Source organism: Pseudodonghicola xiamenensis DSM 18339, from assembly GCF_000429365.1.
Lineage (GTDB): Bacteria > Pseudomonadota > Alphaproteobacteria > Rhodobacterales > Rhodobacteraceae > Pseudodonghicola > Pseudodonghicola xiamenensis.
Genome location: NZ_AUBS01000037.1, coordinates 14,640 through 34,284, shown reverse-complemented (window position 1 = coordinate 34,284; position 19,645 = coordinate 14,640). Strand labels below are relative to the sequence as shown.

Genomic DNA, 19,645 nt, shown 5'->3' with positions numbered 1-19,645 from the left:
ACAAGCAGGCGAATATCCTGAGCGACCGGTCTTCCTGTTTTCCCATCGCACCGGGAATACGTCAGGCCGACCGGCGAACAGGCGGCGGAACAGATCAACCTTTTCGTGCGACGGCGAGGCATTCGTGACGGGGGCGTTGTCGAAGGAAGGCTGTTTCACTGCCAGCGCATGCTCTGCAGCGAGGTGAGCCTCGAGTGCCACCATCTTGCGCTGAAGCTCACGCTGCTCGGCATCCAGATCTGCCAGACGCGCTCGAACCCGCGCCAAGTCCGCCTCTATGTCGCTCTTTTCAGCCACCCGCGATTTCCACCCAGTCTCTTCCGTCCCGCCCAGCATAAAGCGCGGAAGAGACTGGCGTAAGAAGGTCTGCATGGCAGCCGAGCGGAGAGTTCGAGGGGGAGTTCATGGGGGATGTCCTTCTGCGGTTGAGAGCAGAGGCATCATGATTATCCAAAGCGGAAACCTGAAAATGAATCACCAGAACAACAGCTTGAAGCCCCGAACTCAGCATAATGCTGACGCGGCATATTATGTCTTATCCCGAGCTCCGGATAAGACATATTCCCTCGGCGTGACATCGACGGAAATGTCGTTCCATTCGTCGGTGGGTATCTCGGCTAGTCGCCGTTCCATCAGCGCCTCGCCGGTCGAGACGATCTGGATGACGGCCGCATGGCCCGCCGCCAGATCGGCTTCGATCGAACGGATCAGCGTCGGGGTTTTCATCGAGGTCAGCAGATGCCCGAAGAAGCGCTGCTTGGTGCTCTCGAAGGCCGACCGCGCTGCGGATTTGGCCTGCCGGTTTAGCGTGCCTTCACTGCCGGTGATGTTGGCCGCCTCCATCGCCGCGGCCAGGTTTCCATGGATCACGGCGAATGCGGCCGCGTAAGCGTCATAGATGCGGCGCTGCTCTTCGGTGAGCTTGTGCTCGACCAGTTCGTATTCGACGCCGTCGTAGGAGAGCGAGCGCGCGGTATAGAGGCCGAGAGAACGCAAATCGCGGGCGAGCACCTCCATGGCTGCCACGCCGCCGGCCTCGATCGCCTCGACGAACTCGGCGCGGGTCTGGAACGGAAAATCCTCGCCACCCCAGAGACCGAGCCGCTGGGCATAGGCGAGGTTGTGGACTGTCGTGGCCCCGGTTGCCGAGACATAGACCACGCGCGCATCCGGCAGGGCATGCTGGAGCCGCAGGCCTGCGCGTCCCTGCTGGCTGGCGGCGATATCGCCGCGGTCTCCCTTACCGCCACCGGCATTCTGCATCGCATGGCTCTCGTCGAAGATGATGACCCCATCGAAATCGGTGCCCAACCATTCGACGATCTGCTTGACGCGCGAAACCTTCTCGCCCCGGTCGTCGGAGCGCAGCGTGGCATAGGTGGTAAACAGGATGCCTTCCGACAGCGTGATCTTTGCCCCTTGAGAGAAGCGCGAGAGTGGCGTTACCAGCAGGCGTTCCATGCCGAGCGCCGACCAGTCGCGCTGCGCATCCTCGATCAGCTTGTCGGACTTGCTGATCCAGACCGCCTTGCGGCGGCCACGCAGCCAGTTGTCGAGGATGATCCCGGCCGACTGACGGCCCTTGCCGGCGCCGGTGCCGTCACCGAGCATGAAGCCCCGGCGGAAGCGGACAGCTCCGGCGGCATCCTCGGCGGCGGCGCGCACGTTGTCGAAATGTTCGTCCACGGTCCATGCGCCGGCGAGGTGATCGGCATGGGCTTCCCCTGCATAGATCACCGTCTCCAACTGCGCGTCCGACAGGCGGGTACGGATGTCGGCGGGCAGCATGGGCCGGTAGGACGGCTTCGGCGGTGCGACCGAGGCCATGGCGGCAGACTGTACCAGCCTGGTCGGATGCGGCTGTGCGCCGGGAATACGCAGCGATTGCAGCGCATATTCCTCATAGATCGCGTCCGACAAGCGCGCGCCTTCGGGCGGCGCCCAGTCCACGGTCTCATACTCGAGCTCCACCCCCTCGGGATCGGACGCTGGTGCGGCGGCGGGTCGGGACGCTGTGGCGCGAGCGAGATAACCGCGCACGGTCTTCGGGGCAGCCGCCGGCATGGGAGAAGCGACCTTCGGCAGCGAGACCGGCAAGCGCGGCGGAACCTGGCTTTTGATCCAGCCGAGCAGCGTGGCGACATCCGGTGCGGTGCCCTTTGATGCCGGGAAAAAGGACGGATCGTCGGCAGGCAGCTTGTCGATGACGGTCAGCCGCGTATCGATGCTGGTACCGTGCTTCGCAAAGACCGCGCCATCGATGGCCGCAGTGAAGACCACGCGCCCGCGATCCTGCAGGCGCATGAAGGCGTCGCGCCAGGCCGGTGCTTCCGGGCTGAAATTGGCCCCGGCGATCGTGACCAGCCGTCCGCCAGGAGCAAGCCGGGCCAGCGCCGAGGCAACATGACGAAGGGCAGCATCCGCCATCCGCCCCTCGACATTGGCCAGGACCGAGAAAGGCGGGTTCATCAGCACTACCGACGGCACGGTCTCCGGGACCAGATGATCGTCGATCTGGGCGGCGTCGAACCGGGTGACGGGAAAGGCCGGAAAGAGGGACGAGAGAAGATCGGCGCGGGTCTCGGCAAACTCGTTGAGGATCAGCGAGCCGCCGGCAGTCTGCGCCAGGATCGCCATCAGGCCGGTGCCGGCCGAAGGCTCCAGCACCAAATCGTCAGGCGTGATCGCGGCCGCGGTCAGGGCGGCAAGGCCGAGAGGCAGAGGTGTGCTGAACTGCTGGAAGCTCTGGCTTTCCTCGGAGCGGCGGGTCTGCGTCGGCAACAACCCCGCGATCTTCGCCAGCGACACGAGCCGGGAAACCGGAGATGCGGCTTTACAGAAGAGCGTCTTTCCGTATTTGCGCAGGAACAGAACCGTGGCGACCTCACCGGCCTCATAGGCGAGCTTCCAGTCCCAGGCGCCGGTGGCGTCGGACGCGCCGAAAGCGGTTTCCATCGCATCGCGCAGGATCGCAGTATCGACGCGCTGGCCGCGTTCGAGATGGGGAAGGAGGAGATTGGCGGCGGCCAGGATCGCGGGCGCGGCGCCGAGCGGCGTAACCGGATCGGTCACGGGAGACGAGATGTTCATGTCGGAGATCCTCGGAGAGCGGGAGGGACAAGCCCGGATAGTGCTCTCTCTCGACCACCCGGACTCACCCCGTCCCGGCCCCCTCTCTGACTCGGCACCTCATGCCCCATCACCTCGCAGACCCGGGGGCGACAGCGCTGCACCATCAATTTTCGCAAGATCTCATTGATTGTAATCAATATTCATGAGATATACTGACTTGATATCCATCATCAGGACCAAGAACTGAATTTCATGGAGCAGGCGCAAAGGAATCCGTTTTCAGGTGCCGTAACCGTTTTTCACGAGCGCTGGCTCCCCGAGGAGGCCACACCTGCGGGCTATGCTGCGCTGATCGATGCCTATGCGCTCGCAACGCCCCTGCCCCGGACACTTTCCGCCATCGGCCCACGTCACAAGGTCTACGCGGCCGACGGCTGGCGCCTCTACACGCCCCGCCATGAACCCGAGGCGAGCCTCATCGGTCATCTGACCTTCGCGCTGCGCTACGAGGGGCTGGATCTGGCAGTTCTCAAGCGGCTGTTCATGGCAACCGGCCCGGAGCCGATCCAGGCCATTGTCGAGGCCGCCCCGACGGGCAGCTACGCGCGCAGGGTCTGGTTCCTCTACGAGTGGCTCCTCGGCGCGGAATTGGATCTGCCCGACGCCACACGCGGCAATTACGCGCCCGTGGTCGATGCCAAGCTCCAATGGGACGCAGAGGGCGCCCCCTCACCGCGCCACCGGGTCCGCAACAACCTGCCCGGCACCCCCGATTTCTGCCCGATGATCTTCCGCACTCCGGCAATCGAGGCCTTCATCGCCCGCGATCTGGCAGCCGAGGCCCGCGCGGTGCTGGCCGAAGTGCCCGCCGATCTGCTCGCGCGCACGGCAGCCTTCCTGCTGCTCAAGGATTCACGGTCGAGTTTCCAGATCGAAGGCGAGAACCCGCCCCAGGATCGCATCCGGCGCTGGGGCCAGATCATCGGCGAAGCCGGGCGGCATCCGATCGACCGGGCAGAACTCGAACGCCTGCAACGCATCGTCATCGGCGATGCCCGCTTCGTCCATCTGGGCCTGCGGCAGGACGGTGGCTTCATTGGCGAGCATGACCGCGCGACCGGCGCCCCCCTGCCCGATCACGTCAGCGCCCGGCATGAAGACCTGCCTGCGCTGATCGCCGGGCTCGAAGCGTTCGACCGCAATATCGCCCCGGGGCTCGACCCTGTTCTGGCGGCTGCCGGCCTCGCCTTCGGCTTCGTCTATATCCACCCGTTCGAGGACGGCAACGGGCGCCTTCATCGCTACCTGATCCACCACGTGCTTGCTGCACGCGGCTTCAATCCGCCTGGGCTGGTCTTCCCGGTGTCGGCGGTGATCCTCGAACGGATCGAAGCTTATCGGCAGGTGCTCGAGAGCTATTCGCGTCGACTGCTGCCCCATGTCAGCTGGCGCCCAACCGATCGCGGGAACGTCGAGGTGCTGAACGACACCGGCGATTTCTATCGCTTCTTCGATGCCACGCCCCATGCCGAATTCCTCTTCGCCTGCGTGGCTCAGACAATCGACCATGACCTGCCAGCAGAGACCCGGTTCCTGCGTGCCTATGACGGGTTCAAGTCCCGCGTCTCGGGCCTGATCGACATGCCGGACCGCGTGCTCGACCTGCTGTTTCGTTTCCTGCACCAGAACGATGGCAGGCTTTCCGGACGCGCCAGAGCGAAGGAGTTCGCCGCACTAACCGACGAGGAGGCCAACCGGATCGAAGCCATCTATGCGGAGTTGCAGGAGGAATTCTGAGGCCGAGCCTCCTCACCCAAACCGTTGGCCGGCTTCGGTGAACGTGTAGCCGTTGGCGATGATGGCCTCATCGACGGACTCATCCGAGGATAGATAGTCAAACTCGCGCTCGAGCTGGCGATAGAGCCAACGGGCGAGATCGCGCAACGCCTCGATAACCACCTCCTCGGCGTCGGCGGTCAAGTCCTGCCAGTTCGGGCTGTCACGCTCGACCGAGATCGCCATGCAATACTCATGGTAATAATGGCCACGATGGGCGGCCTCGGCGCGTAGCTGGTAGAAATTGCGCCGCTGGATCGCCTGAAGGGCGTCGGCGATGCGGTGAAGCGCGGTATCCTGGGGGGCGTATTCCCTGATCCGGCGCGGAGCGTGTTTCTGGTAGGAATACCACAATTCAAAGCACGCACCATCCCCCTGGTTCCAGAAGCCCCGGAACCAGATGCAAGGGTCCTGCCGTGTCCCACCGCCCATCAACCGGACGGTACGGGTCTTGAGGTCCAAACCCAGAATTTCCGCGACGCGCTGGAAATCCTCATAGACGGCATCGTACCAGTCATCGTCGAAGCCACCTTCGCGATACCAGGCGCGGGCTTTGTCCCTGGCTGCATCGGAAAGCTCTTCGAGGCGATAGACGGTGGTTTCGATGATCTCAGGCATAGGGATCTCTCCCTTCGAGAACGGAGGAAAGCCAGCCATCGGTATAGATCCAGTCCACCGTCTCGCCGGTGGCGAGATCGAGGACGTGCGCCCCGCCGCCGAACCCGTCCACACGCGGCTTCGAGCAGGTATTGGCGTATTGCATTCCCCAAAGGCCGGTCAGCCCGAACTCCTTCGCGCAGCGTTTGACGAATTGGATGACATGCTCGGGATCGCCGGTGCCATCATCGCGCATCCAGAGCTGGGTTCCGCCATGCTCGGGTTGAATGGAAAGCAGAAACCCGTCCGAAGGCGGATCCCCAGCGGCATTCTCATCCGAGAGCGCAATGTAGAGATCGAGCGCGCGGGCGGCCTGCTCGGGGGTGCCCACATCGAGCAGGCAGGAGAAATGGGTGAAATAGTCGGCCATGATGGTCTCCGGGCATGACATGGCCCGGCGTGAAACCGAGCCGGATGGGATGGAAAGGGTGAAGCTCAGACAGCCTGTGGCAGGCGGAGCAGATCGGCCGCGGTCTCGCGCCAGAAGGGATCAACCAACCGCGCCTCCAGCGCAGCGGCGCGGTAACGCAGCCGTCTCGCATCCCCGGGCTCCGAGGCTAGGAATGCCATACCGCGCAGTCGGCTGGCCTCGGTCACAATCCTGCGTGCCTCGGCATCGGATGCGACCGGCTGTTGCCAGAGGATAATGCCGGCGCGGATTTCGCCGGCGAGGACCAGGCGCTGATCGCGGTCCTGAATGAGCATGATGCGCGGCTGGAAATACGGAAAGCTATTCGGCCCCATGCAAATATCACCGCGCGACAGGGACAAGGCTGCGGCCTGGATGGCATCCTCCGGTGACGGGCATTCGCCAAGCGGGATCACGCGGTCGAAGCTGTTCGCCGCGTCACTGGCGTCATAGCTGGCGACGCCGAGGCAAGAGACCCGCAGCGGCAGCTTTTGCGACCGATAAAGCGCAGGCAGAACATCAGCCGCCAGAATCTGGCCGATGGAGCGGAAGGTTTCGGAACGGGCAAAGGTCATCGGGATCACTCCATGACGGGCGCCGGAGAGCCTCTCTCTCCAGCCCTCAACCCGTCACGGCCGAAAGGCCCGCACTCTTCCTCTCTGACCGGGCTTGTTCCCGGTTCCGCTGCCGACGATGGGGGACCATCGTGAGGCACTGAAGGCCCGCAGCGCGGGTCTCCGCGCTCGGGCCGTTTGGGGTGAGGCTCTTTCGCGCCTTACTCCCATGGATCCAGTTCCAGCTTCACCATGTCTTCGTCGCCGTCGAACTCGTCGGCGGGTATGGCGCCGTGGGTTCCGTCCCCGGCCTGGAACACGACGATTACGACCATCAGCGTGGTGGCGAGGCTGGCGGCGAAAGCGGTGGCATCTGCATAGGACATCGGGATTGGCTCCTGTCACTGGAGGCGGGGGACCATCCCCCGCGCGACAGGCGCCCGACGTGTCTGACCGGATCTGCACTCACCCTCGGGCGTTCGGACTTTTTCCGAATCCCCGAGGGCGGCACGTATGCGTAAGCCGACCCCTCCGGGGTTGAATGTCAAAGAGACGGATCAGACCAAGGTTAGCGAATGGAAGCGGGGGTGGTGTCTTGCATCCGACAGGCGCCGGATCCCCCCTTGCAGATGCTTCGCCCGGCCAGCTTTGCCGCCATGCTGGCATCAGGAATGTGTTCGAGGACGGGGGCGGACACCGATGCCGAACATGATGAGTGGCACCGTCGTGCAGCTGGAGCTGGAGCCATACAGGCCGATGACAGGTCCACGGTGGCGGCTATCGTCGGACGTGAACTGCCCTTCAGTCCCAGAGTCCATCGGCGATCTCGCGGGCGATCATGGCGCGCGCTTTCATCATCACCTCATCGCCGGAGGTGTCGATATGACCGTAGAACCGGACATGACCTCCGTTCGCTGTCCAATCGGCGTAACGGCAATAGGCGCGGGCTTCGAGACGGAAGGCGCGCATGTCATCCGCCCAATGCGGTTTCGGCTCCACGACCACTGTGATGCCGTCGCGGGCTTCCTCCCAGGGCAGCGTGCGTTCGGATGGCGGACTGGCGAGGTTCTCACGGAATATCCGGTCAATATCGATCATTGCGGGCATCAGGTTTCTCCAAAGAAAAAGCCCGGCCACGAGGACCGGGCAAGTTGCGGAAACGGAAAGCGGGATCAGTAGCCGAAGCGCCAGGACGGCCATGCCTGTCCGTCATTGGCGTCGGTGACGGCCTGGGTAAGCAGGTCGCCGTCACCTTCGATCAGCGTGGGATCCCGGATCGGGGTTTCGTCGATGACGACAACATCGGCGACGATGCCGTCCTCGACCTCGACATGCACGGGGACGAGATAGGAAAAGACGATGCGCCGAGTGGACGTGTCGCGTTTGAAAGTCATGGGGACGTCCTGAAGCTGAGGAAAGAACTGCGGGGCGATCGGGACCGCCCCGCGTGAGGATCATTCCGCGGCGACCATGCTCTGCGGGTCTTCGTCCCCGGCGGCTTCGTCCTCTTCGCCGTCTCCGGCGAGGAACTCGGGCAGATCGTTGGCCTCGGCGTCGATCCCGGCATCCGCATCGACCTCGGCATCGGGGTCCACCAGGCGCAGCGGCTCCGGCAACCAGCCGGTTTCGGCCAGCAGGCGCTCGGCTTCCGTGGCCATGTCGCCCTTCTTCAGGTGGTCGATGAGCTGGGCGGCCCGTTCGCCGGCGCCCTCGCGCACTGCCTCGATGATCCGGGGCTTGGTCACGCGGCCGAGATAGTTGCCGACGGTCGGCCGCCAGCCCACGGCCACCATGTCGAGGCCCGTCGCCTGGGCCAGCCTGTCGGCCTGGGTCAGGCGCACGTCGAGCCCGTGCTGGCTGACACCCATGCCCCCATAGGGGTTGGGCTTCTCGTGCAGGGCGTTGACGCCGAAGCTGACGCAATGGGCGAGCAACTCCATGCGGGTGTCGTCGTCCTGATCGGCCAGCCAGTCCCAGAGCGCCGCATCGTCGGCCGGGATGTGATCGCCCCAGCGTTCGTGCCGAACGGCGATGGCGCGCGCCGAAGCGCTCTCGCCCAGATCGTCGGCCTGTGCCGGGAAATGAACCTCCCGGACATGAGCCTCGAGGCACCCCCTGGTGGAGTGCGGCAGGAAGCAATCGGTGACCAGGCGGTGCAGTAGCGCCGTCATGGCAACATGCGGGTTGGACGCCACGGCATCCCGGAGTGCCAGGGTGCGATGCGCGGTCAACTCGCTGACGAGGCGATCGGGCAGCGGCCGGATGGTGTCGACCTCTTCGTCCTCGTCGGTCTCCGGCGCTGCACCGCCGACGGTGATGACGGCGCGCCGGACGCTGCCGTCGTCACCGCCTTCGGCAGATGCACCATCGGCACCATCGGCGCCATCGCTCCCTTGGCCTTCCACCACCTCGTCTTCGGGGCGGACATAGCCGCGCTCGACGGCGAGTTGACCGTCATGGCGGATGCTGACGAAGACACCGGCGCGGGCCATCTGATCGGCGTCGTAGCGCATCGGCCGGGTCTCGAAGGCTTCCAGCGCCTCCTCGATCTCGCCGAGCCGCGAGTCCACCTCGTCGGGCAGTTCGTCGGCCTCGGCATATTGCGCCTCCAACGCGTCGAACTCGTCGCGGAGCTTTTCGCGCTCGGCACGCTCCTGGTCGGTCAGGTCGATGGTGGTGCCGGCCAGACGGCGCATGCCACTGGTATGGCCATAGGGAAAATCGGCCGCGACCTCGATCCACTTCCAGCCCTCGGCGGCGATGGTTTCCGCCTCGACCTTCAGCTTCTCGCCTGCCAGCCGGTCGAGCAGCACTGGGTCCTGGAGCCAGCCGCCATCGTCCTGCTGGAAGAGGTCGCGCAGCACATAGCCACCCGCCGCATCATAGGCCTCAATGCCGACGAAGAGCGCCCGCTTGTCGGAAGCGCGCACCGTGGTCTCGGTCAGCATGCGACGGATCGTGTAGGGCTCCTTCTGCCAACCATCCTTGATTGCCTCCCAGACCTGTTCCTGACGGGCATGGTCGTCGGAGACAGTGAAGGCCATGAGCTGTTCCAGCGTCATGCCGTCCTCGGCATAGGTCTCGAGCAGCGCCGGCGAGGCCGAGGCCAGGCGCAGGCGCTGCTTCACCACCTTGGCGTCGACAAAAAAGGCGGCGGCGATCTCCTCTTCGCTCATGCCCTTCTCACGAAGGACCTGGAAGGCGCGGAACTGGTCGAGCGGATGCAGCGGCGCACGCTCGATATTCTCGGCCAGCGACACCTCGTCGATCAGGATATCGTCTCCGGCCTCCGAAACGACACAGGGCACCGGCGCGGTCTTGTTGAGGCGCTTCTGTTTGACCAACAGTTCCAGCGCACGGTAGCGGCGGCCGCCAGCCGGCACCTCGAAGAGGCCGGTTTCCTGCCCCTCGGCGTCGAGCTCGGGCCGGACATGCAGGGACTGGATCAGCCCGCGGCGGGCGATGGACTCGGCCAGTTCCTCGACCGAGATGCCGGCTTTTACCCGCCGGACGTTGGACTGGCTGAGCACCAGCTTGTTGAAGGGGATGTCGCGCGAGGACGACAGGGTGATCTTCTGAGTGGCATTGGCCATGTCGGGGTCTCCATGACGGACGCCGGGGAGCCTCTCTCTCCGGCAACCAGCCCGTCACGAAACCCCCACCCTCCTTTCCCTCTCATGGCCGAGCCGCGGATGAACGCGCAGACCCATCAGAGCTCACCGCGGGCACGCAAGCTGGTCTCCCGGCCAGCCCCGGTGATGATGTGGTCGTGCAGCATCACCCCTAAGGACGCACAGGCGTTCCCGATTTCTTTCGTCATCGCGAGATCGGCGGCCGAGGGCTCGGGATCTCCGGCCGGATGATTGTGGACGATGATCAGCGCCGAGGCATTGAGCGCCAGGCAGCGCCGCAGCACCTCCCGGGGATAGACCGGGACATGATCGACTGTGCCGGTGGCGAGGCACTCGTCTGAGATCAGCCGGTTCCTGCGGTCGAGATAGAGGACATGGAAGCGCTCCACATCGCCCCTGATGGTGAGGGCGCAATAGTCGAGCACCGCCTGCCAGGACGTCAGGACAGGGTTCTGATTGAGGTGGCGCAGCATGATCTGCCGGGCCTCGTAGACTACGGCCTGCTCCTGGGCGGAGAACCGGAGCGGCTGTGATTCGATGGCGGGTGTTCTCGTGTTTCGTGTCATGGTGCTGTTCTCCGACGGGCAGCCGGCCGGGCGCCGAACTTTCACCGCATCACGAGGAGAAGCGCCGCCCTCTTCCTGCGAAGAGAGCGGCGCCGAAGCTGAAGAGCGTGGATCTCAGGAACGCGGGGGCTCCGTATCGGGGCGTGTCCCGCCTGGCAGGCGGCCCGCGCGATAAAGCAGGCGCTCGGCATCGCGAATGCTGCCGGTTTCGCGGGCGGCCTTGGCCCAGACCGAGATCGGGAAATCCCCCGTGAACAGCAGATCCCGCTCGATGCCCATGCCGAAGGGTAGCCGAACGGAGCGCAGTTCGTCGAGGCTCCAGGAGCCAAGCTCGGGGTAGCCGATGTCGGCCAGGCCAAACATGATGTCGCCGTCCTCGTCGAGCTCGGTCGCGAGCCAGACACCGGCGCCGAAGGGATTGAAGAACTTCACGACCGGAATGTGATCCTGATCGCGATCGCGGCCATTCGCCAGCAAACGGTCACGCTGTGTGTCGGTCAGGAGGATCATGCCGCAGCCCTCGCTTCCGTCGAGATTTGCCGATCAACATCGGTGCTGTCGTCGGGCAGATGAGCCAGCAGCCAGTCGGCCGCCTTGCTGGCCTGCGAGGCGGCACGCACGATGGCCCGCGAATCCTCGCGCATCACCTCCAGCCAGGAGCCCAGGTAATCGGCGTGGCGCACGGTCGGGACGATCCCGAGCGAGGCGCAGCAGAACGCGCTCGAAATCTCGGCGATCAGTTCCTCAAAGGCGTATTTCCTCGTGCCGAAAGCGCCCGAGAAATCCCGCCCCAACCGTGAGGCATGGCCTGTCGCGTGCCCCATCTCGTGCAGCGCAGTGCGGTGCCAATTGATCGGCTCGAAATAGGCCTGCGGAGGCGGCACCTGCACATAATCGAGCGAGGGGACATAGAAGGCGCGGTTACCACCGATCCGGAAGTCGATACCGGTCGCTTTGATCAGTGCCTCGACCCGCGGCTCGATCAGCCCGGGCGGCGGTGGCGGTGCCTCGATGGCCATATCGTCGGGCAGACCCTCGCATTGCGCCGCGTTGAACACGGTGAAGCGCTTCAGGAACGGGATGCTGTTTGCGTCCTCTCCGGTCTCCCGGGCGTGGCGCTTCTCGTCTTCAGGCGTGAATCGGTCGGCATAGACGACGGTCGTGCCCCGCTCGCCCTTGCGGACATTACCGCCGAGCGACAGCGCCTGGCGGAACGTCAGCCAGTGCTGGGTTGGATAGCCCTGCTGGATCACGGCGCCCCAGAGGATCAGGACATTGATCCCGGAATATTGCCGACCCGTGCTGGCGTTGCACGGCATGGCGAGCGGCGCCTGCGCCGCCGCCGTTCCCCAAGGCTGAACCCAAGGCAGTCGGCCGTCCTCCAGCTCGGCGATGATCTTGTCGGTGATGTCGTCATAAAGGTTCGTGCGCGGACCGCTCTTGCGGGCCGCGCGATGCTCTCTGGTCATCGGGATGATCTCCGCGACGGGCGCCGGAGGCCTCTCCTCCAGCCCTCAACCCGTCACGGAAAACCCGCCCGCACTCTCACTCTCAGGGGGCGTTGCGGGGCCTCCCCGTTGATGGGGGTGTGTCGGTAGCGCAAGTGCCGACCAGGAGGAAGGCTTTCCCCCAGACAATCCTCGCATTCAGCCGAGTCAGCCGTAAAAAGGCAAAAGCCAACGCTCGCGAGCCCCAATCCCCGACGTGTTGTAATCCCCACGATATCTGCGCTTATCTGACACGCAATCGCGGTGCCTACTTTCCAGCGCCAGACGCCTTCCTTCCCGAGAGCTCGGGCTCAAAGCCAACGGGCAGTAGAAGAGGACCATATGGCTGACATCAAGCTGAACGCACCTGTTCGATCCGTGCGTCGTACAATCCCTTTCCTCACCTCCACCCTGCTCGCCCTTTTTCCGGCTATGCAATCGTCATGAACACCGCGTTTCTCTTGATGGCGATGTATTCCGGGCGACCGATCATTCCTGCGGAAGATGTCGCCAGGGATTTTTTCGAACTGAGTACAGACAAGTTCATCCGCAAGATCTCGGCAGGTTCAATCGCCCTCCCCCTTATCCGTATGGAAGCGTCGCAGAAATGCGCCAAAGGCGTCCATATCGAGGATCTGGCCGAGTACCTGGACAAGAGGCGGGCTGCTGCCGTGGCGGAATGCATGCAACTGCAGGGGCCACGGTAAGCCCCCCGCTACGACAGATGCTCGGACGAGCGAATGATACCTCTGGCACGATGTGACCAGATATCTCATCCGCTACGCATCATGGATTGAATCCTGTCAGAAAACTGTTCATCTTTCTGACGAGAGAACATCATGCAGCGCCTTGCAGATCAGATATTGACCCACGCAGAGGGGCTTCCGGAAGGGGCCCCGCTTGCCGCAAAATGCCTGCTGCACCTCGGCAGCCGTGCCGGTGTGGATCAAGCCTTGTCGCGCCTTGCCGAGCGCGGCCAGTTGATCCGTGCCGGGCGAGGGGTTTACCTGCGCCCGATCAAAAGCCGGTTTGGAACGCGCGCACCGTCAGTAGAACAGGCCGTCGAGGCTCTCGCGTCGCAACGTGGCGAAGTCATCGTTCCAACCGGTGCCACCGAAGCGAATACCCTCGGCCTGACCACACAAGTGCCGGTTCGCTCCGTGTACCTAACATCGGGTCGCAGCCGTACGCTCTCCTTGGGCAATCAGCTGGTGGACCTGCGCCACGCTCCTCGGTGGCAACTCGCCCTCGGGAAGCGACCGGCAGGTCGTGCAGTTCGAGCCTTGGCTTGGCTCGGGCCGGCACAGGCAGAGCCCGCACTTAAATTGCTCAAGCAGAAACTGCCCGCAGCGGTCTTTGACGAACTGGTAACCGCCGCACCGCAGTTCCCGACCTGGCTTGCTCGAAGCGTCGGAAAAGCCGCTCATGGTTGAGCCGGCTGCTTCTTATCATCCCAATACTCGCCAGGATCTTAGCCGCCCGTTACTCCTGTCGACCGGTTTACTTTCCAGAACGAAGCCTGCCTGCCCTGCGCACCTCCGGCTGCCTGCTGCGCCTCCTCTGCCGACGATCTCCTGATAAGGGGACAGACATCCGAACGGGCACGGCCTACTGCCCGGCGGTGAAAAAAGACCCTTATTGTCAGGCGCTTTTACGCGTAAACCGCACTCGAACTGCGGCGAAGCTTCAGTCGCAGAATGAAAAACCAGAGGCAGACCAGTGACGGAAGAACAAAAGAAAAAACTCGAGCAGAAGCTCTGGGACATCGCCAATGAGTTGCGAGGACGGATGGATGCGGACGAGTTCCGCGACTACATCCTCGGTTTTATCTTCTACAAATACCTGTCCGAGCGCCTGCACATCTACGTCGATCAGGAGCTTCTGAAATCCGAAGGCCTCGCCTTTGCCTCCCTCGACGAAAACGACCCTGTGCATCAAGGCATTCTCGGCGCGGTGCAGGAAAACTGTATCGACAGCCTCGGCTACTACCTGCGCCCGCGCGAGCTGTTTTCGGAGGTCGCCAAGCGTGGGGTAGCGCCTGGCAGCTTCATCCTTGCCGACCTTTCCGACACGCTGAACAACATCCAGAAATCCACCATGGGCAACGAGTCTGAGGAGGATTTTGTCAACCTTTTTGAAGACCTTGACCTGAACTCCAGCAAGCTGGGCCGCAGCAACGAGGCGCGCAACACGCTGATTTCCAAGGTGCTGGCTCATCTGGACTCCATCGACTTCGAGTTGACGAATTCGAATTCGGACGTTCTGGGCGATGCCTATGAATACCTGATCGGCAAATTCGCCTCTGGCGCGGGCAAGAAGGCGGGCGAATTCTATACCCCGCAACAGGTTTCGACCGTGCTGGCCAAGATCGTGACCACGGGCAAGGCACGCCTGCGGTCGGTCTATGACCCGACCTGCGGGTCGGCCTCCCTGCTGCTGCGCGTGGCGCGGGAACTGGGCTACAAGAAGTCCAACAAATCCGTGGGCGAGTTCGTAGGGCAGGAGCTGAACCGCACCACCTATAACCTCGCACGGATGAACATGATCCTGCACGAGGTGCATTTCAGCAATTTCGACATTCAGCAGGAAGACACGCTCGAACACCCCCAGCATATGGGCCAGACGTTCGAGGCCATCGTCGCCAACCCGCCGTTCTCGGCAAAATGGTCAGCCAATAAGATTTTTGAGAGCGACGACCGTTTCACTGAATATGGCCGTCTCGCACCCGCGTCCAAGGCCGATTTTGCCTTTGTCCAGCACATGCTCCATCACCTGGACGAAGACGGGACCATGGCGGTGATCCTGCCGCATGGAGTGCTGTTTCGTGGCGGGGCCGAAGGGGCCATCCGGGAATTCCTGATCCGGCGCAATTGGCTGGATGCGGTGATCGGCCTGCCGGAGAACATCTTTTATGGCACGGCCATCCCCACCTGCATACTGGTGCTGAAGAAATGCAAGGAAACTGAGGACGTCCTGTTCGTCGATGCCTCAACCTGTTTCCAGCGCGGCAAGAACCAGAACTGGCTCGGCGAAGACAACGTGAACCGCATCGTTGAGGCCTATCGGACCCGTGCTGAGGAAGAGCGGTTTACGCATCGGGCCCTTTTGGCCGAGATCGAAGAAAACGATTTCAACCTCAACATCCCACGCTATGTCGACACCTTCGTGCCGGAACCGCCCGTCGATCTGGAGGAAGTGACGCGCCGCGTCGAACAGATCAACCTGAATATGCGCGACGTGGACGAAGAACTGCGAGGATTCTGCGCCGAGCTTGGTCTGGAAGCTCCGCTATGAGACCACTTGTGCCGGAACTTCGCTTCCCTGAGTTCAAGGGGCCATGGAAGCCTGCACGGGCGGGCGATGCCTTTCGCAACAGCAAGGCGAAGGGCGAGGCTGGACTGCCGATCTATTCCGTAACGCAGGACCGTGGCCTCGTCCGCCGCAACAGCCTTGAACGGCACATGGGCGCGGACGCGGCGGATGAAACCAACCTGCGCGCACAGCCGGGCGATCTCGTCTACAATATGATGCGGATGTGGCAGGGCGCGGTTGGAATGGCATCCGAGGAATGCATGGTTAGCCCGGCCTATGTCGTTCTGTCGCCCAAGAAAGGCGTGTCCTCGAAATTCTTCGATTACTGGTTTCAGAACCGACACATGCTGCATCAGCTTTGGGCCTATTCGCACGGGATGACCAGTGATCGCTTGCGCCTATATTATCAGGACTTCGCCAAGATCCCGCTCGCGCTGCCAGATCAGCCCGAGCAGGAAAAGATCGCGGTACTTTTGGACGCCTCCTCTCGCAAGATCACCCTTCTGACCGACAAGAAGGCCGCTCTGGAGGACTACAAGCGTGGGCTAATGCAACGGCTGTTTTCGCGCGAGCTGCGCTTTACCCGCGACGACGGCAGCGCCTTCCCGGATTGGGAGGAGCGAAAACTAGGGGAGATCGCTACCTTCTTCAAAGGCAAGGGAATCTCAAAGTCTGATATTGTCGAAGGCGGTGCGCTGCCATGCATCCGATATGGCGAAATTTACACCCATTATCGTGAGCGCATTACCGAAGTAATTTCCTTTACAGACGACGACCCCGCTAGCCTGTTCCTGAGCGAAATCGGGGACGTCATAATTCCTGCGTCTGGGGAAGATCGCATGGACATGGCCCGCGCTTGCTGCGTGGCAATCGCCGGTGTCGCTTTGGGCGGAGACATTAATGTTCTTCGTTCACCGGTTAATGGCAGCTTTTTGGCGTACTACCTCAACAACGCGAGGCGCCGCGAAATCGCCAACCTAGGACAAGGGATTTCGGTCGTGCACTTATACCCATCTCAGCTGAAAACGCTATGGGTGGAACTTCCACATCCTGATGAGCAGCAAAAGATTTCATCAGCACTCTCCGCCGTCGACGGGAAGATAGACGCTCTGTCACAGAAGATTTCTGAAATGGAGGCCTTCAAGAAGGGGCTTCTGCAAAAGCTGTTCGTTTAAGGTTCGCCGATGAATATTCAGTCCGAAGCCCAACTCGAAACCGCTCTGATCCAGCGTTTGAACGATCTGGGCTGGGCCTCGGTCGCCATCCCGGACAATGCGGCGCTGGAGGCCAACCTGCGTGCGCAGCTTGAGGCGCATAACGGGTTGCAATTCTCGGACGGGGAATTCCGCACCATTCTGAACCATTTGGGCAAGGGCTCGACCTTTGAGAAGGCCAAGACGCTGCGCGACCGCATGGCGCTGCAACGCGACGATGGAACCACGGCCTATGTGCAGTTCTTCAACGGGCGTGAATGGTGCCGTAACCGCTATCAGGTGACGCATCAGATCACGCAGGAGGGGCACTACAAGACCCGCTATGACGTGACGCTGCTGGTGAACGGGCTGCCACTCATCCAGATCGAGCTGAAGCGGCGCGGGATCGAGTTGAAAGAGGCCTTCAACCAGATCAACCGCTATCACCGCCACAGCTTTGGTGCAGGCAATGCGCTGTTTCAGTATCTGCAGCTGTTCGTGATCTCGAATGGTGTAAACACGAAATACTACGCCAACAACCGGCATCAGGATTTCAAGCAGACGTTCTTCTGGGCGGATGAGGACAACACGCCGATCACACGGCTGGAGGCCTTTGCCGACGCCTTCCTTGAGAAGTGCTTCGTGTCCAAGATGATCGCGAAATACGTGGTCCTGCACGAAAGCGACCAGGTGCTGATGGTGCTGCGGCCCTATCAGTATTACGCAGTCGAGCGGATCCTCGACCGGGTGATGAAGGGACGCAAGAACGGCTATATCTGGCACACGACCGGTTCGGGCAAGACCCTGACCAGCTTCAAGGCCAGTCAGGTGATCATCGAGAACCCAAAGGTCGCCAAGGTCGTGTTCGTGGTGGACAGGGCTGATCTCGATTACCAGACAACGAAGGAATTCAACTATTTCTCACCCGGTTCGGTCGATGGCACCGACAACACCAAGGCGCTGGTCGATCAACTGGCCGATCCCGACACCACGCTCGTGGTGACTACGATCCAGAAGCTGAACACCGCCATCACGCGCGAACGCCATGCGGCTGCGATGGAGGCTCTGAAGGATGAGCGGATCGTGTTCGTGTTTGACGAATGTCACCGCAGCCAGTTCGGCGACACCCACAAGAATATCGTCGCTTTCTTTTCCAAGGCGCAGATGTTCGGGTTCACTGGCACGCCGATCCTGAAGGAAAACGCCATTGGCAAGCGCACGACCGCGAACCTGTTCGAGGACTGCCTGCACCGCTATGTCATCACCGACGCGATCCGCGACGAAAACGTGCTGCGCTTTTCCGTCGAATACTGGGGCAAACTGCGCCGCAAGGACGGGACGTTCATTGGCGATGAGGAGGTGTCCGGCCTCGACCTGAAGGAGTTCTTCGAGAGCGAAAAGCGGATCGACGGTGTGGTCGACTGGATCATCGAGAACCACGACCGCAAGACGCATAACCGCGATTTCTCGGCCATCATGTGTGTGGGTGCCGTCGACGCGCTGACCAAGACCTACGAGGCATTCCAGCGCAAGAAGGCCGAGGGCAAGCATGACCTGAAAGTCGCCACGATCTTCACCTTCGCGGCCGATGAAGAAGATGAAGATGCCAACGGATTGATTGGCGAACCCGATGTCACCGGTGGCCCCGTAAGCGCGGCCACACAGCACAGCCGCGACAAGCTGGCAGGCTATGTCTCCGATTACAACGCGATGTTCGGCACCAACAACAGCGTGAAGGACGGGAAGGCATTTTACGTCTACTACAAGGCGCTCGCGAAGCGCATGAAATGGCGCGACCGGAAGGATTTCATTGAAGGTCAGGGCATCGACATCCTGCTGGTCGTCAACATGTTCCTCACCGGCTTTGATGCCAAGACCTGCAACACGCTCTATGTCGACAAGAACCTACGCTATCATGGGCTGATTCAGGCCTTTTCCCGCACGAACCGGATTCTCGGCCAGAAGAAGTCGCAGGGGAATATCGTCTGCTTCCGCAACCTCAAAGCCAAGGTGGACGAGGCCATTGCGCTCTTCTCGAACAAGGATGCTGACGAGACGATCCTGATCGCGCCCTATCAGGAGTACGTTGACCGCTTCAACGACGCAGTGATGGAATTGCTCAAGATCGCCCCGACGCCCTCAGCCGTGGACAGGCTGGTTTCAGAAGACGACATCCTCGCCTTCGTGCGTGCCTTTCGCGAGTTGATCCGAATCCGCAATGTGCTGACCAGCTTCACTGAGTTCAGTGACGATGACCTTTCTCTGGACGCACAGCGCTTCGAGGACTTCAAGAGCAAGTATCTCGATATCCATGACCGCATGAAATCAGACAGGGATGACGACCAGAAGGCTTCCATCCTGAACGAGGTCGACTTCGAGCTTGAACTGATCCGCCGCGACAACATCAACGTCGCCTATATCCTGGCCCTGCTGGCCTCCGTCGTCGCGGAACAACGGGAGGCCGAGGATGCGCTGGATACTGCGAGCAAGACCAAGACCATTCTCGATCTGCTCGGGTCAGAACCCCGCCTGCGCAGCAAACGCGAACTGATCGAAGAGTTTATTACGGCCTACCTGCCGACAATGAAAAGCGCCGAACAAACAACTGCGACGTTCGAGGGTTTCTGGGCAGAGAAGCGCGAAGCGGCGTTTCAAACGATTTGCACAGAAGAAAGGCTGGATCGTGAAGGTTTCGCCGGGTTGCTGGAAGCATATCAGTTTTCCGGCAAGCGCCCCCTTACCGATGAGGTGATTGCGATCATGATCGAAATGCCTGGGATTCTTCAACGAAAGCCCTCTGCGGAGCGTGTCGTTACACGGATGATCGCCTTGATCGAAACTTTCGATGAGGGGATGGGTGATACTGGGGGCTTATAAAGATCTTGGTCGAGAAATTTCGGCCCCAAAAACCACTCTTGAACGGAGAA

Annotated in this window: 17 protein-coding genes and 1 pseudogene; 6 read left to right on the top strand and 12 right to left on the bottom strand. The window is 62.0% G+C overall.

Annotated features, from left to right (window positions below; all coding sequences use genetic code 11):
- Together G455_RS26140 and G455_RS24710 are read right to left on the bottom strand one after the other, a co-directional pair.
- A partial coding sequence (locus tag G455_RS26140) for a TOTE conflict system archaeo-eukaryotic primase domain-containing protein (RefSeq protein WP_407636251.1) occupies positions 1 to 297 on the bottom strand: 297 nt, incomplete at its 3' end.
- A 258-nt stretch (positions 298 to 555) separates the two neighbouring features.
- Positions 556 to 3,090: pseudogene (locus G455_RS24710) on the bottom strand (strawberry notch-like NTP hydrolase domain-containing protein); the annotation flags it as partial.
- 234 nt (positions 3,091 to 3,324) lie between these two features.
- On the opposite strand from G455_RS24710, the gene G455_RS0119150 reads away from it, so the two are divergent.
- A complete protein-coding gene (locus G455_RS0119150; RefSeq protein ID WP_028095167.1) occupies positions 3,325 to 4,869 on the top strand; it encodes a Fic family protein in 1,545 nt (514 codons plus the stop codon).
- Between the two features lie 12 nt (positions 4,870 to 4,881).
- Here the strand turns inward: G455_RS0119150 and G455_RS0119145 are convergent, their stop codons facing one another.
- The 10 genes from G455_RS0119145 to G455_RS0119100 all read right to left on the bottom strand — a co-directional run bounded on the left by G455_RS0119145 (position 4,882) and on the right by G455_RS0119100 (position 12,195).
- Entirely contained in the window at positions 4,882 to 5,526 is a 645-nt protein-coding gene (locus tag G455_RS0119145) for a hypothetical protein (protein ID WP_028095166.1), read from the bottom strand.
- Positions 5,519 to 5,935 carry a hypothetical protein gene (locus G455_RS0119140; protein WP_028095165.1) on the bottom strand — a complete coding sequence of 139 codons (417 nt, stop codon included), beginning with the start codon at positions 5,933 to 5,935 and terminating at the stop codon, positions 5,519 to 5,521. The genes G455_RS0119145 and G455_RS0119140 overlap by 8 nt, the downstream gene beginning before the upstream one ends.
- Positions 5,936 to 6,000: 65 nt before the next feature.
- Positions 6,001 to 6,549: a hypothetical protein gene (locus G455_RS0119135; protein ID WP_028095164.1), complete on the bottom strand. Its 549-nt coding sequence runs from the start codon at positions 6,547 to 6,549 to the stop codon at positions 6,001 to 6,003.
- Between the two features lie 200 nt (positions 6,550 to 6,749).
- Entirely contained in the window at positions 6,750 to 6,914 is a 165-nt protein-coding gene (locus G455_RS26725; protein ID WP_154664430.1) for a hypothetical protein, read from the bottom strand.
- Between the two features lie 415 nt (positions 6,915 to 7,329).
- A complete protein-coding gene (locus G455_RS0119125) occupies positions 7,330 to 7,635 on the bottom strand; it encodes a hypothetical protein (RefSeq protein ID WP_028095163.1) in 306 nt (101 codons plus the stop codon).
- Positions 7,636 to 7,700: 65 nt separating this feature from the next.
- Complete coding sequence (locus G455_RS0119120) at positions 7,701 to 7,922, bottom strand: hypothetical protein (RefSeq protein ID WP_028095162.1); 222 nt, start codon at positions 7,920 to 7,922, stop codon at positions 7,701 to 7,703.
- Between the two features lie 60 nt (positions 7,923 to 7,982).
- On the bottom strand, positions 7,983 to 10,121 hold the full coding sequence (locus tag G455_RS0119115; RefSeq protein WP_028095161.1) for a ParB/RepB/Spo0J family partition protein: 2,139 nt from the start codon (positions 10,119 to 10,121) through the stop codon (positions 7,983 to 7,985).
- A 116-nt stretch (positions 10,122 to 10,237) separates the two neighbouring features.
- Positions 10,238 to 10,726: a JAB domain-containing protein gene (locus tag G455_RS0119110; protein WP_051312634.1), complete on the bottom strand. Its 489-nt coding sequence runs from the start codon at positions 10,724 to 10,726 to the stop codon at positions 10,238 to 10,240.
- 114 nt (positions 10,727 to 10,840) lie between these two features.
- Positions 10,841 to 11,236: a DUF2958 domain-containing protein gene (locus G455_RS0119105; protein WP_028095159.1), complete on the bottom strand. Its 396-nt coding sequence runs from the start codon at positions 11,234 to 11,236 to the stop codon at positions 10,841 to 10,843.
- A complete protein-coding gene (locus G455_RS0119100; RefSeq protein ID WP_028095158.1) occupies positions 11,233 to 12,195 on the bottom strand; it encodes an ArdC family protein in 963 nt (320 codons plus the stop codon). Before G455_RS0119100 ends, G455_RS0119105 begins: the two co-directional genes overlap by 4 nt.
- 461 nt (positions 12,196 to 12,656) lie before the next feature.
- Here G455_RS0119100 and G455_RS0119095 point away from each other — a divergent pair, with 461 nt between their 5' ends.
- From G455_RS0119095 to G455_RS0119075, 5 genes are all read left to right on the top strand, one after another.
- Entirely contained in the window at positions 12,657 to 12,920 is a 264-nt protein-coding gene (locus tag G455_RS0119095) for a pyocin activator PrtN family protein (RefSeq protein ID WP_028095157.1), read from the top strand.
- A 132-nt stretch (positions 12,921 to 13,052) separates the two neighbouring features.
- On the top strand, positions 13,053 to 13,646 hold the full coding sequence (locus tag G455_RS0119090) for a DUF6088 family protein (protein WP_028095156.1): 594 nt from the start codon (positions 13,053 to 13,055) through the stop codon (positions 13,644 to 13,646).
- Positions 13,647 to 13,932: 286 nt separating this feature from the next.
- A complete protein-coding gene (locus G455_RS0119085) occupies positions 13,933 to 15,507 on the top strand; it encodes a type I restriction-modification system subunit M (protein ID WP_028095155.1) in 1,575 nt (524 codons plus the stop codon).
- An 8-nt stretch (positions 15,508 to 15,515) separates the two neighbouring features.
- Entirely contained in the window at positions 15,516 to 16,700 is a 1,185-nt protein-coding gene (locus tag G455_RS25760; RefSeq protein ID WP_161629410.1) for a restriction endonuclease subunit S, read from the top strand.
- Between the two features lie 9 nt (positions 16,701 to 16,709).
- Positions 16,710 to 19,595, top strand: coding sequence for a type I restriction endonuclease subunit R (locus G455_RS0119075; RefSeq protein WP_028095154.1), 2,886 nt, complete (start codon positions 16,710 to 16,712; stop codon positions 19,593 to 19,595).
- Positions 19,596 to 19,645 lie beyond the last annotated feature (50 nt).

Excerpts from the sequence above, each read along its gene's own strand:
- G455_RS0119150 (WP_028095167.1), top strand. The coding sequence starts at position 3,325 with ATGGAGCAGGCGCAAAGGAATCCGTTTTCAGGTGCCGTAACCGTTTTT.
- G455_RS0119145 (WP_028095166.1), bottom strand. The coding sequence starts at position 5,526 with ATGCCTGAGATCATCGAAACCACCGTCTATCGCCTCGAAGAGCTTTCC.
- G455_RS0119140 (WP_028095165.1), bottom strand. The coding sequence starts at position 5,935 with ATGGCCGACTATTTCACCCATTTCTCCTGCCTGCTCGATGTGGGCACC.
- G455_RS0119135 (WP_028095164.1), bottom strand. The coding sequence starts at position 6,549 with ATGACCTTTGCCCGTTCCGAAACCTTCCGCTCCATCGGCCAGATTCTG.
- G455_RS26725 (WP_154664430.1), bottom strand. The coding sequence starts at position 6,914 with ATGTCCTATGCAGATGCCACCGCTTTCGCCGCCAGCCTCGCCACCACG.
- G455_RS0119125 (WP_028095163.1), bottom strand. The coding sequence starts at position 7,635 with ATGCCCGCAATGATCGATATTGACCGGATATTCCGTGAGAACCTCGCC.
- G455_RS0119120 (WP_028095162.1), bottom strand. The coding sequence starts at position 7,922 with ATGACTTTCAAACGCGACACGTCCACTCGGCGCATCGTCTTTTCCTAT.
- G455_RS0119115 (WP_028095161.1), bottom strand. The coding sequence starts at position 10,121 with ATGGCCAATGCCACTCAGAAGATCACCCTGTCGTCCTCGCGCGACATC.
- G455_RS0119110 (WP_051312634.1), bottom strand. The coding sequence starts at position 10,726 with ATGACACGAAACACGAGAACACCCGCCATCGAATCACAGCCGCTCCGG.
- G455_RS0119105 (WP_028095159.1), bottom strand. The coding sequence starts at position 11,236 with ATGATCCTCCTGACCGACACACAGCGTGACCGTTTGCTGGCGAATGGC.
- G455_RS0119100 (WP_028095158.1), bottom strand. The coding sequence starts at position 12,195 with ATGACCAGAGAGCATCGCGCGGCCCGCAAGAGCGGTCCGCGCACGAAC.
- G455_RS0119095 (WP_028095157.1), top strand. The coding sequence starts at position 12,657 with ATGAACACCGCGTTTCTCTTGATGGCGATGTATTCCGGGCGACCGATC.
- G455_RS0119090 (WP_028095156.1), top strand. The coding sequence starts at position 13,053 with ATGCAGCGCCTTGCAGATCAGATATTGACCCACGCAGAGGGGCTTCCG.
- G455_RS0119075 (WP_028095154.1), top strand. The coding sequence starts at position 16,710 with ATGAATATTCAGTCCGAAGCCCAACTCGAAACCGCTCTGATCCAGCGT.